Annotated in this window: 13 protein-coding genes and 1 pseudogene; 8 read left to right on the top strand and 6 right to left on the bottom strand. The window is 72.9% G+C overall.

Annotated elements, in window-relative coordinates; genetic code table 11:
- Window positions 1-4 precede the first annotated feature (4 nt).
- From ACF1A1_RS27355 to ACF1A1_RS27345, 3 genes are read left to right on the top strand one after another with little or no spacing between them, the layout of a single operon-like run.
- Window positions 5-1,342, top strand: a complete 1,338-nt coding sequence (locus tag ACF1A1_RS27355; RefSeq protein WP_392003559.1) for a ferric reductase-like transmembrane domain-containing protein — start codon at window positions 5-7, stop codon at window positions 1,340-1,342.
- A gap of 10 nt (window positions 1,343-1,352) precedes the next feature.
- On the top strand, window positions 1,353-1,760 hold the full coding sequence (locus ACF1A1_RS27350; RefSeq protein ID WP_392003557.1) for an FMN-binding protein: 408 nt from the start codon (window positions 1,353-1,355) through the stop codon (window positions 1,758-1,760).
- A 1-nt stretch (window position 1,761) separates the two neighbouring features.
- The gene (locus tag ACF1A1_RS27345; protein WP_392003555.1) at window positions 1,762-2,505 is read left to right on the top strand and encodes an FAD:protein FMN transferase; all 744 of its coding nucleotides are present in this window, start codon (window positions 1,762-1,764) and stop codon (window positions 2,503-2,505) included.
- Window positions 2,506-2,678: 173 nt separating this feature from the next.
- Here ACF1A1_RS27345 and ACF1A1_RS27340 read toward each other — a convergent pair.
- Both ACF1A1_RS27340 and ACF1A1_RS27335 read right to left on the bottom strand, forming a co-directional pair.
- A pseudogene (locus ACF1A1_RS27340) lies at window positions 2,679-3,842 on the bottom strand (hypothetical protein); the annotation flags it as partial.
- Window positions 3,788-4,792 carry a glycosyltransferase gene (locus tag ACF1A1_RS27335; RefSeq protein WP_392003554.1) on the bottom strand — a complete coding sequence of 335 codons (1,005 nt, stop codon included), beginning with the start codon at window positions 4,790-4,792 and terminating at the stop codon, window positions 3,788-3,790. The pseudogene ACF1A1_RS27340 and the gene ACF1A1_RS27335, both read right to left, overlap by 55 nt.
- Window positions 4,793-4,928: 136 nt before the next feature.
- On the opposite strand from ACF1A1_RS27335, the gene ACF1A1_RS27330 reads away from it, so the two are divergent.
- The 4 genes from ACF1A1_RS27330 (at window position 4,929) to ACF1A1_RS27315 (ending at window position 7,982) form a co-directional block, all read left to right on the top strand.
- Window positions 4,929-5,327: a hypothetical protein gene (locus tag ACF1A1_RS27330; RefSeq protein ID WP_392003552.1), complete on the top strand. Its 399-nt coding sequence runs from the start codon at window positions 4,929-4,931 to the stop codon at window positions 5,325-5,327.
- 131 nt (window positions 5,328-5,458) lie between these two features.
- Window positions 5,459-6,634, top strand: coding sequence for an ABC transporter ATP-binding protein (locus ACF1A1_RS27325; protein WP_392003551.1), 1,176 nt, complete (start codon window positions 5,459-5,461; stop codon window positions 6,632-6,634).
- Window positions 6,631-7,317, top strand: coding sequence for an ABC transporter permease (locus tag ACF1A1_RS27320; RefSeq protein WP_392003550.1), 687 nt, complete (start codon window positions 6,631-6,633; stop codon window positions 7,315-7,317). The genes ACF1A1_RS27325 and ACF1A1_RS27320 overlap by 4 nt, the downstream gene beginning before the upstream one ends.
- A complete protein-coding gene (locus ACF1A1_RS27315) occupies window positions 7,314-7,982 on the top strand; it encodes an ABC transporter permease (RefSeq protein WP_392003549.1) in 669 nt (222 codons plus the stop codon). The genes ACF1A1_RS27320 and ACF1A1_RS27315 overlap by 4 nt, the downstream gene beginning before the upstream one ends.
- 103 nt (window positions 7,983-8,085) lie before the next feature.
- Here ACF1A1_RS27315 and ACF1A1_RS27310 read toward each other — a convergent pair whose 3' ends face one another.
- The 4 genes from ACF1A1_RS27310 to ACF1A1_RS27295 are packed head-to-tail and all read right to left on the bottom strand — an operon-like array spanning window position 8,086 to window position 12,550.
- Window positions 8,086-8,685: an ATP/GTP-binding protein gene (locus tag ACF1A1_RS27310; protein ID WP_392003547.1), complete on the bottom strand. Its 600-nt coding sequence runs from the start codon at window positions 8,683-8,685 to the stop codon at window positions 8,086-8,088.
- Window positions 8,672-9,112 carry a DUF742 domain-containing protein gene (locus ACF1A1_RS27305; RefSeq protein ID WP_392003546.1) on the bottom strand — a complete coding sequence of 147 codons (441 nt, stop codon included), beginning with the start codon at window positions 9,110-9,112 and terminating at the stop codon, window positions 8,672-8,674. The genes ACF1A1_RS27310 and ACF1A1_RS27305 overlap by 14 nt, the downstream gene beginning before the upstream one ends.
- A gap of 49 nt (window positions 9,113-9,161) precedes the next feature.
- Window positions 9,162-9,638, bottom strand: a complete 477-nt coding sequence (locus tag ACF1A1_RS27300; RefSeq protein ID WP_392003545.1) for a roadblock/LC7 domain-containing protein — start codon at window positions 9,636-9,638, stop codon at window positions 9,162-9,164.
- Window positions 9,635-12,550 (bottom strand): ATP-binding protein, encoded by a 2,916-nt coding sequence (locus ACF1A1_RS27295; protein WP_392003543.1) that lies wholly within the window; start codon window positions 12,548-12,550, stop codon window positions 9,635-9,637. The genes ACF1A1_RS27300 and ACF1A1_RS27295 overlap by 4 nt, the downstream gene beginning before the upstream one ends.
- Window positions 12,551-12,844: 294 nt before the next feature.
- Here ACF1A1_RS27295 and ACF1A1_RS27290 point away from each other — a divergent pair, with 294 nt between their 5' ends.
- A complete protein-coding gene (locus tag ACF1A1_RS27290) occupies window positions 12,845-13,801 on the top strand; it encodes an ABC transporter substrate-binding protein (RefSeq protein WP_392003541.1) in 957 nt (318 codons plus the stop codon).
- Window positions 13,802-14,130: the final 329 nt, after the last annotated feature.

Here is a 14,130-nt window from a genome sequence, read left to right as displayed (position 1 = left end):
GTCCGTGACGACCGTCCAGTCGCCTCCCGTACCGCCCACGGCGATACGTCCCAAAGTAGTGGCCCGCACGGGTTTGTACGCCGTGCTGGCCGCGAACGCGGCCGTCGTGACCCTCTTCGCCGTGCAGGCGGGGTTCGCCTCCAACGCCCTCGTCGTACTGGGCCGCTTCACCGGCCTCTACGCCGCCCTGCTGATGGCGTTCCAGCTGCTGCTGGTCGCCCGGCTGCCCTGGCTGGACCGCCGTATCGGCATGGACCGGCTGACCAACTGGCACCGCTGGACCGGCTTCGGCCTGCTGTGGACCCTGGTCGGGCACGTGGTGTTCATCGTCTTCGGCTACGCCGAGTCGTCCTCGCTGGACCCGGTCAGCCAGCTCGTCGACCTCGCCGAGACCGTCGAGGGAGTGTTCCGCGCGGTCGTCGCGCTGGGCCTCGTCCTCGTCATCGGCGCCGTCTCCGCCCGCTGGGCCCGCCGTCGGCTGGCCTACGAGACCTGGCACTTCATCCACCTGTACACCTACGTCGCCGTGGTGCTGGCCTTCACCCACCAGGTCGCCGCCGGTACGACCTTCACCGCGACCCCCGCCGCGACGACCTACTGGTACGCCCTGTGGACCGTCGCCCTCGGCTCGGTGACCGTGGGCCGGCTGGTGCTGCCGCTGTGGCGCAACTGGCGCCACCAGCTGCGCGTCGAGGCGGTCGTGTCCGAGTCCGACCACGTCGTCTCCGTGTACATCACCGGCCGTGACCTGGACCGGCTGCCGGCCCGGGCGGGCCAGTTCTTCCTGTGGCGGTTCCTCACCAAGGACCGCTGGTGGCAGGCCAACCCGTTCTCCCTGTCGGCCGCGCCCGACGGCCGCACCCTGCGCCTGACCGCCAAGGCCGCCGGCGACGGCTCGGCCGGCCTGCGCCACCTCAGGCCCGGCACCCGCGTCTTCGCCGAGGGCCCCTACGGCGCCTTCACCGCGATGCACCGCACCCGGCCGGAGGCCGTGCTGGTCGCCGGCGGTGTCGGCGTCACCCCCATCCGGGCCCTGCTGGAGGAACTGCACGGGCACGCGGTCGTCATCTACCGGGTGGGCACCGACCGGGACGCGGTCCTCTACGACGAGCTGCGCGACCTCGCCCACGCCAAGGGCGCCGAGCTGCACCTGGTGACCGGCCCGCCCGTCCCCGACAGGCTGGCCGCCGGCGAGCTGGCCCGGCTGGTGCCGGACATCGCCGACCGCGACGTGTTCCTGTGCGGTCCGCCGCCGATGATGAACGCGGTGCTGGGCAGCCTGCGCGAGCTGGACGTGCCCAAGCAGCAGATCCACTTCGAGCGCTTCAGCCTGGCGGGATGAGAGAGAGATCGTGAAGCGAGCACTACCTGTCCTGGTCCTGTCCGTCGCGGGCCTCATACCCGTCTGGCGGTACGAGCCGTCCACGGGGACGTCGACGACGGAGGCCGCGGCGCCCGCGTCGACGCCGTCCGCCTCCTCGACGGGTTCCGCGTCCGGGTCCACCGTCGTCAAGGGCACCGTCGTCACCACCGAGAAGGGTGACGTGCAGGTCGAGGTGACCTTCGCGGGCGGCACGATCACCGCGGTGCGGATGCTGAAGCAGCCGAACCACCCGCAGACGACGGCGGCCGTGCCGAAGCTGGTCGCGGAGACGCTGGAGGCGCAGAGTGCGGACGTCGACACGGTGTCGGGCGCGACGATCACGAGCGACGGCTACCGGGAGTCCCTCCAGGCCGCCATCGACGCGCAGGGCGCCTGACGTGCACCGCGTCGAACACGTCATGGGCTTCCCGGTCTCGCTGCGCGTCGAGGACGTCGGCGTCCCCGGTGCGGCCGGGGACGCCGTGTTCGCGTGGCTGCGCGAGGTCGACGAGCGGTTCAGCCCGTTCAAGGCGGGCAGCGAGGTGTCCCGCCACGGCCGGGGCGAGCTGTCGGCCGACGAGCTCAGCGCCGACCTCGTCGAGGTCCTCGGCCTCTGCGAGCGGTACCGGGTCGCGACGGGCGGCGCGTTCGACGTCCGACTGCCCGGCCGGGGGTTCGACCCCTGCGCGATCGTGAAGGGCTGGTCGGTGCAGCGGGCGGCGGAGCTGCTGAGGGACGCCGGGGCACGTCGGTTCTGCCTCAACGCCGGGGGTGACGTCGTCGCCGGCGGAGGTCCCTGGCGGGTCGGTGTACGGCATCCCGAGATCGCCGACCGGCTGTGCACCGTGCTGGAGCTGACGGACGGGGCGGTCGCGACCTCCGCGCGCTACGAGCGCGGCGACCACATCGTCGACGGGCGCACGGGGGCTCCGGCGACCGGACTGCTGAGCGTCACCGTCGTCGCGCCGACCCTGACGGAGGCGGACGCGGTGGCCACGGCCGCCTTCGCGATGGGCGCGGAGGGCGTCGGGTGGGCGGCCGGGCAGGACGGTTGCGAGGTGTACGCGGTGGACGCGGACAGGCGTGTTCTGCGGACCCCGGGGTTCCCGGTGACGGGCGTCGGGGAGGGGGCGGCGGCGTGAGTACGGCGGTCGGGGTGCTGTGGGCGGCGCTGTGGGTGCTGGGGTGGGGTGCGGCCGTGGTGGCCTGGATCTCCTCGCCCCCGGCATCCGGTCGCTGACCGACCCGCTCCGTGCGCGGAAGGCGGGCCGCCGGTGACACCGGCGGCCCGCCTTCGCCGTCTCCCGCGGGAGTCTCAGCCGACGTCGGACGCGTCGAGCCGGTACAGACCGCTGTAGTCGCTCACGGCCGTGCCGTTCTCCTCGGCCCAGGTCGCGATCTCCGTGTTCGAGGAGCCCTGGCCGCTGTCGCCGATGACGATGTAGTGCAGCTTGCCCGCCTTCACCAGGCTCTTCAGCTTGGCGAGGGTCATCGCCTCGTCCGTGCCGGACCAGCCGCCCATGGAGATCACGGGCTCGCCGGACTCCAGGATGACCGAGGCCGCGGTCTGGTCGGTGGCGACCGCCACGAGCCAGGTGGCGCCGTCCTGGTTCTTCTTCAGGTACGTGATCATCTCGGACGACACCTGGCTGCCGCCGCCCATGCCGCCGCCCGTGGGGGCGCCGTCGGTCCCGCTCCCGGTGCCGGACTCCGCCGCACTGGTGGAACCGGACTCGGCCCCGGTGGAGGAGGAGCTGCCGGTGCTCGACGGGGGCTGACCCGTCTGCTGCCCGCTGCCCGTGCCGTCACCCGTGCCCGTGGGCGCGCTGCCGCCGGGCCGCTGCCCGCCGCCCGTGCCGCCACCGCCGCCCATGCCGCCACCGGTGTCCGGCCCGGCCGTCGGATTGGTGCCGTTGGTGCTGGAGGCCGCCGCCGAGACCGAGTACGCGGCCGGGCCCGCCAGCAGGGCGACGAGCGCGGCGAGCGAGGCGATGCCGGTCAGCCGCTGCCGCTTGGTGAACCGTCCGACCAGCAGCCCGATCACCGCGGCCGCACCGGCGACCCCGGCCACGACCTCGGCGACCGTGTACAGCGTCCCGGAGCCGGAGACCCGCTGGAGCAGGACGACCGACCAGACCGTGCTCGCCGCGACCGCCGCCGGCAGCACCCAGCCCCACTTCGCCGCCGAGTCCTCACGGAAGGCCCGGTGGAGCATCACCGCTCCGATACCGGCCAGGGCCGCGATGCCCGGCGCCATGGCGGTGACGTAGTACGGGTGGAAGGTGCCCTCGGCGAGGGCGAAGGTCAGGTGGTGCAGGACGAACCAGCCGCCCCAGAGCAACAGCGCGGCGCGCCGGGCGTCGGTGCGCGGGGCGCGGCCGCGCAGCACCAGGCCACCGATCAGGGCGGCCACCGCGAACGGGATCAGCCAGGAGATCTGGCCGCCCATGATCTCGTTGAACATCCGTGAACAGCCTGCGCGTACGGGCGGCGAACCCGCCGCCGGTGGCGGGCGGTGCGGCCCGGTGACGGCGGCCGTCCTCCCGGACGGGGGCGGGCGGCGGGGCGAGGGTCGTCATGACGCGTACTCCGGATGGTTGTTCGCCCCGGTGGGCAGGACGGCGGGGGTGGGACGCGCGGCCGGCACCCGCGGGGTGCACGTCCGGCGGGGTACGGCGGGGACACGGTGCGGCCGGTGAGGGTGGAGCGGAGCATCCGGCCGATGCCCGTGAGGTCGCCGACGGCGGTGCGGACGAGGTCGACGCGGCTGTCGGGGTCGTCGACCCAGTCGACCGGGACCTCGTGGACGCGCAGCCCGTTGCGCTGGGCCAGGACCAGCAGTTCGGTGTCGAAGAACGGGGCGGTGTCCTCGATGTACGGGGCGAGCGCCCGGAAGACGTCGGTGCGGACGGCCTTGAAGCCGCACCGCGCGTCGGGGAAGCGGGCGCCGAGGCCCGCCCTGAGCAGGAGGTTGCAGGAGCGGGAGACGAACTCCCGCTCGGCGCCCCGGACCACGGCCGCCTGTCGGTGCAGCCGGGTGCCGGTCGCGAGGTCGCTGTGGCCGGACAGGAGCGGGGCGACCAGCGGCAGGAAGGCCTCCAGGCCGGTCGACGGATCGGCGTCCATGGAGGCGACGACGTCCGCGGCGGACCGGCTCCACACGTGCTTCAGGGCCCGGCCCCGGCCCTTCTCCTCCAGCCGCACGGCGTGCACGTGGGGGAGGCACGGGGTCAGGTCGGTCGCCGCGCCCCAGGTGCCGTCCGTACTGGCGTTGTCCGCGATCGTGAGACGGAACGGGAACGGGAAGGACTCTTCGAGGTGTGCGTGGAGACGGCCGATGCTGTCGGCGAGGACGTGCGCCTCGTTGTGGACCGGCACGACGATCTCGACCGACCGGCGCCGGACGCCTCCCGCGTTCGTTTCGTTCATGGCGGTGACGATGGGTGCCGTGTCTGGGGGATCCCTGAGCCGGGTCTGAGCGGACGGTGAGAATCAGCGGACTCACAGGATGTCCACAGACGAATTCGCTTCGACCGGGCACGGGCCGGTGTGGTCGACTGCGCGCATGAGCCTGAGCAGCGAAGTCTTCCTCGTGCGCGAGGACGGCGAGATCGACATCCTGGTCGGGGAGAGGGACCTGCGGCCCGAGGGCACGGACCTGGCCGGGCCGGAGTCGTGGCGCACCAGGGTGTGGGGGTCGCGGCCGATCCGCCGGATCGGTGCCCGGTTCCTCCCGGCCCTGGTCAGCGTCCACAACGGCGATGTGGTCGCCCCCGACGAGATCCCCGCCTTCCTGGCGGAGGTCGCCCTGGTCCGCGACCACTTGGCGTTCCTCGCCAGGCAGACCTGTCCGCCCGACCGGACGGTCGAGTACCACACCGGCCACATCGCCGGCCGACTGGACCGCATCGAGGCGAGCGCGCTGCACGCCCGGCGGATCGGCGGAGGGCTTCTGATCTGGTGAACGATCCGGTGAACGACCTCTCGGCCGTCAAAAGCCCCGCGACCCCGGCGGTCTAGACTCTCCCCGCAACGGCCTGGACAACGCGGCCGAGAGCGGACGGACATGGCCAACCCCGAAGGGTATTCGGCGTTTTGATACGGATAGATTCAGTCACCAAGCGGTATCCGGACGGCACGGTGGCGGTCGACCGGCTCTCCCTCGACATCCCGGACCGTGCGATCACCGTCCTCGTCGGCCCCTCGGGATGCGGCAAGACCACCACCCTGCGCATGATCAACCGGATGGTCGAGCCCAGCGAGGGCACGATCCTCCTCGACGGCGTCGACAGCCGGCAGCAGCCGGTCAGCACCCTGCGCCGGTCCATGGGGTACGTCATCCAGAACGCCGGTCTCTTCCAGCACCGCACGATCGTCGACAACATCGCCACCGTGCCGCGGCTGCTCGGCTGGAGCAAGGACCGCGCCCGCGGCCGGGCCCGCGAGTTGATGGAGCGGGTCGGCCTCGACCCCTCGCTCGCCAAGCGCTACCCCTACCAACTCTCCGGCGGGCAGCAGCAGCGCGTGGGTGTGGCGCGGGCGCTCGCCGCCGATCCTCCGGTGCTGCTGATGGACGAGCCGTTCTCGGCCGTCGACCCCGTCGTACGCAAAGGGCTCCAGGACGAACTGCTCCGGATCCAGGACGAGTTGGGCAAGACCATCGTCTTCGTCACGCACGACATCGACGAGGCCGTCAAACTCGGCACGATGGTCGCCGTCCTGCGCACCGGCGGCCGGCTCGCCCAGTTCGCGCCGCCCGCCGAGCTGTTGTCCGACCCCGCCGACGCGTTCGTCGAGGACTTCCTCGGCGCCGACCGCGGTATCCGGCGGCTGTCCTTCTTCTCCTCCGCCGGGCTCGACCTGCTCACCGCGCCGGTCGTCGGGGTCGACGCGAGCGCCGAGAAGATCGCCGCCCGGGGGACCGCCGACGTCCCCTACCTCCTCGTCACCGACGTCGACGGAAGGCCCCTCGGCTGGGGCGAGCCGCGCGACCTGACCGCCACGGGCATCGACGCCGGCCGACTGCTGCCGTACGGACGGCCTTTCGTGGCCGGTACGGACTCGCTGCGGGCCGCGCTCGACTGCGCCGTGCTCTCGCCCACCGGCTGGGCCGTCGCCGTGGACGGCGAGGGCCGGGTGGCCGGGGTCGTCTCCCAGCAGGCCATCGCCGAGGCGATCCGCGGCGCCCACGCGGAGGGCCGTACGGCCACCACGGCCACCACGGCCGTCGAGGACGCGAAGGCCGCCGAGGCCGCGAAGGCCCCACGATGAGTGGCTTCTTCGACATCCCCAGCGACCTCCAGCACAGCTGGCTCGGTCTCGTCGGACTCCATCTGCGCGAGGCCCTGCTGCCGGTGCTGGCGGGCCTGCTGCTCGCGCTGCCGCTCGCCCAGCTGTGCGTGCGGCTGCGCTGGCTCTACCCGCCCGTGCTGTGGGTGACGACCGTGCTGTACGCGATCCCCTCGCTGGCCTTCTTCGTCGTCCTCATCGACTACACCGGCCAGACCGAACTGACCGTGATGATCCCGCTCACCGTCTACAGCCTCGTCGTCCTCGTCCCGGCGATCGTCGACGGCGTCCGCTCGGTGCCGCGGGAGACCCTGGCCGCCGCGACCGCCATGGGCTTCGGACCCGTACGGCGCTACGTCCAGGTGCAGTTGCCGATCGCGGTGCCCGCGATCATCGCGGGGCTGCGGGTGGCGACCGTGTCGAGCATCTCCCTCGTCAGCGTCGGCACCCTCATCGGCAACCAGGGCGCCCTCGGCAACCTGCTCCACGACGCGACCATCTACAACCGGCCCGAGCTCGCCTGGAACGCCGTGCTCACCATGGGCGTCCTGGCGATCCTCGCCGACGCGCTGCTGGTCGCCGTACGCGTCCTGCTGACCCCCTGGATGCCGAGCGGCACCCGCCGCCCGAGGCCCGAGCCCGCCCTGAAGGACGCCGCCCGGTGAACGTACTCCACTTCGTCAACGCCTTCTTCAGCGACGGCGCCCACTGGCAGGGCTACAACGGCATCCCCACGCGCCTGGGGGAGCACCTCCGGTACACCCTGCAAGCGCTCGCCCTCGCCGCCGTCATCGGACTGCCGATCGGCCTGCTCACCGGCCACTACGGGCGCGGCGGGAACGTCCTCTCCCTGATCGCCACCGCCGGGCGGGCCCTGCCCACCTTCGGCCTGCTGGTGCTGATGACCATGCTGCTGGGGTTCGGCCTGCTGCCGGTGATGATCCCGCTGGTGGTCCTCGCCGTCCCGCCGATCCTGGTGACGACGTACGAGGCCGTGCGCGCCGTCGACCCCTCTCCGGTGGACGCCGCCCGCGGCATGGGCATGCGGGAGCCGGACATCCTGCTGCGCGTCGAACTGCCCGTCGCCCTCCCGCTCATCCTCGGCGGCCTGCGCTCGGCGGCCATCCAGATCGTCTCCACGGCCACCATCGCCGCCTACGTCAGCCTCGGCGGCCTCGGCCGCTACATCGTCGACGGTCTCTACCAGCGCGACTACGAGAAGGTCGTCGGCGGCGCCACCCTGGTCGCCGTCCTGGCCCTCGCGACCCTCGCCGTGTTCTGGGCGGTGAGCAGGGCGGCCGTGTCGCCGGGGGTGCGCGGCAACAACTAGGGCGCGCCGTACGGAGGGACGACGCACCCCGTCCGCACGACGCGCGCCCCGCCCCCTCCGCACGACGCGCACCGTGCGGACGGGGCGCCCCGCGAGCGGCCGCTCACGCCTCCGAGCGGGCCAGCGCCTGTTCCAGGACCACCAGCAGGGCGTCCCGTACCGAGCCGCGTTCGCGGGCGTCGAAGACCAGGACCGGGACGCCGTCGGAGACGTCGAGGGCCCAGCGGACCTCCTCCAGCGAGTGCTCGACGTGACCGTCGAAGGCGTTGACGGCCACCGCGAACGGGATTTCCTTGTGCTCGAAGTAGTCGACGGCGGCGTAACAGTCGTCGAGGCGGCGGGTGTCGACGATGACCAGCCCGCCGACCGCGCCCTCCACGATGTCGTCCCACATGAACCCGAACCGCTCCTGCCCGGGCGTGCCGAACAGGTACAGCTTCAGGGTCGGGTCGATGGTGATGCAGCCGAAGTCCATCGCGACCGTCGTGGTGGTCTTGCGCGGGGTGTGGCTGAGGTCGTCCACGCCCGCCGCGACCTCGGTGATGGCCGCCTCGGTGGTCAGCGGCTCGATCTCGGAGATCGCGCCGACGGCGGTGGTCTTGCCCACCCCGAAGCCGCCCGCGATCACCAGCTTCACCGGCAGCGGCGGCCGTACGGCGGCCTGGCCGGTGGCCTGCCGGAGGAGCGGTTCAGTCGGAGTCACGGAGTACCCCCCGGGAGTCGGGGATGGCGCGGAGGCCATCGATAACCCTGCGCAGGACGGACGCGTCGTGGGTGGCGCCGGAGTCGGGCACGTGCACCGACAGCTGCCCCGCCGCGCGCAGGTCCTCGGCGAGGACCCGCACCACGTTCAGGTGCAGCCGCAGCCGGGCCGCGATCTCGGCGATCGACTGCGGCCGGCGGCAGGCGGCGACGATGTCGTGCTGTTCGAAGGAGAGCCGGACGAGCGCGTCGAGCCCGGTGGCGGTGGCCACCAGCTGGGTCTCGACGGGCATCGGCCGGCCGGACGCGGCCTCACCCGCGCCCGCCACCCGGCCGGCGGTGACCAGGAAGGGCCGGACGGCGGGCGCGGGGCCGACGGGTGCGACGCCGTCCTCGCCGGCGCCGCGCGGAGTGCGGCCGTCCGCCATCGGTGGTGGGTTTCCTCTCTGGACCGGCGGTCTGCGCGGTGACGACCGGTCAGCGCGACCTGGTGGTGCCGACGCTGTTCTTCAGCTCCAGCACCAGCTGCGGGCTGAGCGCGCTGCCGGCGCGGTTGGCGAACACGGTCATCTCGTAGGCGATGTTGCCCAGCTTGGCCTCCTTGTCGGTGACCACACCGAGCACGGCGCCGCTGCCGATCGCGGAGACCAGCACATGGCCGCCCTCCAGATCGATGATGACCTTGTTCAGGCCGCCCAGGCCGTAGTTGCCGGAGGCGCCCGCGGCCAGGCTGGTGATGCCGGAGACGATCGCGGCCAGCCGCTCGGAGTCGGCGTGCTCGCGCAGCTCCGACACGGCGATCAGCAGGCCGTCGGAGGACACCGCGATGGCGTCCACGACCCCCGCGGTCTCGGTGGCGAAACGGTTGAGCAGCCAGGTGAAGTCGGCTGCGGCGGCCCGCAGGTCGGTCGGCGTGGCGTCTCCCGGGGGAGTCTCACCTGTCGACGTGCTCACTGCTCGGCTCCTTCCGGAAGGTGGTTCTGGTGGGGCGTGGGCCGGTGGTCGTTCCGGTCGTTCTGCTCGCTGGTGCGGGGGGCGGGGGGACGGGGGTGTTCACCCGTGCCGCCGCCGGTGTCGCGGTGGGCGCGTTCCACGGCCGCCTCGAACTCCTCCAACGCGCTGCGGACGGCGTCCGCGTCGGCGGGGCCCACGGTGTGGCGCGCGGCCTGCTGCGCGGCCGCGTCGACCGTCGTCCGCAGGGTGGCCCCCCGGACGCGGCGCCGCAACGGCCGCGGGCCGGCGGCGGAGCGGTCACCGGCGGGGGCGTCGGTGCGGGTGTCGGGGCGTGCGGGGGCGTCAGCGTGGGCGCAGGCCGCGGGCCGGCCGGCGTTCGTCTCCGTACGGCCGCCGGGCTCGGGCTCGCCGGTGTTCGTCTCGGCGTGGGTGGCCGCCGGCTGGGCGGTCTCTCCGGAGTGCGCCTCGGGACGGGCGGCGGATGTCCCGTGGTTCCCGGCGTCCCCGGCGTTCCCGGTGTCCCGGGCCCCCGCGGTGGCCTGCGCGGGCGCGCCGGTGTCGTGCGGGTGCGGTGCGGGCGTCGCCGGGTGTGCCCGGGCGTCGGCGCCGGGACGGGGGGAAGCGGGGGGCGCGGTCTCGTCCGGATCCGTCCGGGTGCGCGCGGAGGGCCCGGGCTCACCGGCGTCCGACTCGGTACGGGTGTGGGCGGGCGGTTCCTCGGCGCGGGGCGCCGGGACGAGCGCGGGGCGCGTCTCCTCGGCCGGGGCCGGATCGCGCCGGGGGATCCGGCGGGGGAGTGGGCCCGGTTCCCGGTCGTCCGCCGCCGCGGGCGGCACGGAGACCGACGGGGACGGTCCGGCCGACGGGGACGATCCCGCGTCGAGGGCCGGCGAGGCCTTCCCCGGCACTCCGGCGCCCGGCACCCCTGTCCCGCTCGGCGTCAGCAGCAGCGTGGACGGGATCGACACCTCCACCGTCACACCGCCCCCGGGCGTACGGGAGAGGGTGACGTCGGTGTCCCAGCGGCGGGCCAGCGCGCCGACCACGAACAGGCCGAGCACCTTCGTCGGGACGAGGTCGAGGCGTTCGCGGCGGACCAGGCGGGCGTTCTCCTCGGCGAGACGCTCGGCGCTCATGCCCAGGCCGTGGTCGGCGATGGTGATCGTCGCTCCGTCGTCGTCGGAGTCGACCCCCACCTCGACGGTGCTGCCCTCGGGGGAGAACGACACGGCGTTCTCCAGGAGTTCGGCGATCATCAGCGTGAGGTCGCCGACGATGTCGGGCTCCACCATGACCTCGGTCCCGGCGTGCAGCCGTACCCGCTGGAACCCCTCGATCTGGCCGAGCGCGGCGCGCACCACGTTGGTCAGCGCGGCCGGGCCGGAGTCCAGGACGGTCTCGCGGATGCCGGCCAGCAGCATCAGACTGTCGGCGTTGCGACGCAGGCGGACCGCGATGTGGTCGATGGAGTAGAGGCGTTCCAGCAGCTCGGGGTCGGTCTCGCCGCGCTCCACGGCGTCGATCAGGGCGAGCTGGCGGGTCGTCAGATTGCTGACCCGGCGCCCGACGTTGCCGAACATCTCGGCGACGTTGCGCCGGCTCAGCACCTGGCGCTCCAGCAGCGCGGCCGCGGTGGTCTGGACGTTGTTGAAGGCCTCGGCGAGCTCACCGATCTCGTCGTCCGCGGTGACCGGCAGCTCGCGCAGCCGCGGCGGCCCGCTCTCCTCGGCGTCGTCGTCCGCCACCCGGGCGAGTTCGCGCCCGGCGACGTCGGCGACCTCCTGCGCGGCACCGGTCAGGGCCAGCACCGGGCGGATCACGGAGCGGCGCACCAGCACCGCGAAGGCGATCCAGACGGCGAAGCCGAGCACCGCCAGGCTCAGCAGCAGGACCGCCCGCCACGCGGCGCCGGAGGCCGCGTCGTCGGCCCGGTCGGCGATCTGGTCGATGAGCGAGCCGGTGACCTCCAGCCGGGTCTCGGCCTGCTCGTTGTAGCGGTGGTACGAGGCGAGCGCGTCCCGGAGCGCCGTGCGGATCTCCGCCTCGGACTCGGCTTGCAGGGCGCTGGGGTCGACGGCGAGTTCGGCGTAGTGCTGGCTGATGTCGGCCATCGCGGAGTTGTGCTCGATGCCGCCGAACTCGTCGGTCTGCGCCTCGCTCGCGAACCGGGAGAAGCGCTCGGCCTGGTAGGCGTACAGCTCGTGGGAGCCGACCGCGCCCATGAACTCGATGAGCGCGTTGCTGTCGCCGGTCCGCGCGGAGAAGACGCCGGTCTCGAAGGCGCCGTGGGCGAGGTCGGCGCGCAGCAGCGAGTCGAGCAGGGTGCCGGTGAAGGTGGTGGCGAGCGCGGAGTTGCGGTCCAGGCCGAGGCCGTCGATGAGGCCGTCGGCGGCACCCGAGTACGCCGGGTCGATGTTGTCGGCGGGCAGGTAGCCCTGCTCGATGGTGTCCCGCAGTCCGGTGAGGCTCTCGATCTCCCTGAGGGCCTGCGCCTCACCGGCCGGCAGTCGGTCGCCGAAGGCGTCGCGCACCTTCCGGACCTGGGTGTCGACGTCGAGTTGGGCCACCCGGTAGGCGGAGGAGGAGGGCGTGCCCCCGTCGAAGGACGCCTCGTGCCGCACGGAGAGGAGGATGGCCTGCTGGTGCTCGGCCTGCACCGCGGCGACCAGTTCGGCGACCCGGGAGCTGTCCCGCACCAGTTCGGCGGCCGCCCCGGCACGTCGGGACTCCTGCACCAGGTCGACGATGAGGTAGGCCAGCAGCAGGGTGATCACCGTCAGCGGGACGCCGACGAGGACGTTGAGCTTGCGCTGGAAGGGCCACCGGTCGGCGAATCCCCGCCGGTCCCGGCGTGCGGACGAGGCTGCCGGGGGTGCCGAGCGGGCGGGCGCGTCCACCGTGCTCGTGGACACCGGGCCTCCTTCATCGGGGTCTCGCGGGCGGGCGCGCGGCCGTGGCCGAGGTCGACTTCCGTGACACTATCGCTTCTCCGTGCGGTGATGGCCGTCGCCCCAAGTCAAGAATCCATCACGAAGCGCAGTCCGATCAGGACACAACTGGCCACGTATCGAAGCCAACTGGTAACCCGGTGGCACTTGACTGATCAAGAAGAGGGTGGATTGGATCAGGCCGGGGGTTTTGGCCTTTCCGGGCCGCCCCTCCCACTTCTCCTTCCTCATCGACCTCCAGAGCCCGGAACGGGAACCGTGACTTCCAACGCCCACAGCAGCAGGTCCCTCAGGAACCACCCCGGTGCGGCGGCCGTCGCGCTCGCCGCGACGACGGTTCTGCTGGCGGGATGTTCCTCCTCCGACAACGCGTCCGATCCGCTCGCCGGCGACAAGGCGGACGGCAACACCGTCGTCGTCGGCTCCAACAACTTCGCCGAGAGCATCCTGCTCGCCGACATCTACGGCGAGGCCCTCAAGGCCAAGGGCATCAAGGTGTCCTACAAGCCCAACATCGGCAGCCGCGAGACCACCTACGGCCTGCTCAAGAACGGTTCCATCACCGTCCTGCCGGAGTACAACGGCTCGCTGCTGGCCTACCTCGACCCGAAGGCCGAGCAGAAGTCCCTCGAGACGGTCAACGCCGCGGCGAAGGCCAAGCTCGACTCCAAGCTGACGCTGCTGGAGTCCTCGCCCGCCGAGGACAAGGACTCCGTCACCGTCAACCAGGAGACCGCGAAGAAGTACGACCTCACGGCCGGGTCCACCCTCGCCGACCTCAAGGACATCGCCCCGGAGCTGGTCCTCGGCGGCTCACCCGAGTTCCAGACCCGCCGGCAGGGCATGGTCGGCCTGGAGGAGGTCTACGGCCTGAAGTTCAAGTCCTTCAAGGCCCTGGACGCCGGCGGCCCGCTGACCCAGGCCGCGCTGAAGAAGAACACCGTGCAGGCCGCGGACATCTTCACCACGGACCCGACCATCACCAAGGAGAAGTTCGTCGTCCTCCAGGACCCGGAGAACCTCTTCGGCTTCGCGAACGTGACCCCGCTGGTGTACAAGAGCGGGCTCTCGGAGGAGGGCGTCGCCGCGCTCAACGCGGTCTCCGCCAAGCTCGACACGAAGACGCTGCTGGACCTGGACTACCAGGTGCAGCTGGAGAGCAAGGACCCGCTGGACGTCGCCAAGGCGTGGCTGAAGTCGGTCGGCCTGGACTGACGTTCGCAGGGTGGACACGACCGCACCCGGGCCGCGCGGACTCCTCCCGCCCCGGAGGCCACCCGGGTCGTCCCGGACGGCTCCACCCGTACCGTCGGCGAGCTGATCGCGCCCGCCGACGGTGTGGCGGTGCCCGCCGTGGCCCCCGAGGCACGCGAGCGGGCCGCGGGCTCCTGACGCACCCCCCGGCGGCCGGCCACCGCCGGCCGGCTCCACGGCCGCGGCACCGGCGTCGGCGCCCACCGCGCGGTGACCCTCGACGCCGAGGCCGAGCAGGGCCCGGAGATCCGCGGCCGCCTCACCCGCAAGCGGATTCCCCCGCCACGAGG

It is taken from the genome of Streptomyces sp. NPDC014995, assembly GCF_043080745.1.
Taxonomy (GTDB): Bacteria; Actinomycetota; Actinomycetes; order Streptomycetales; family Streptomycetaceae; genus Streptomyces.
This window is presented reverse-complemented; position numbering and strand designations above follow the sequence as displayed.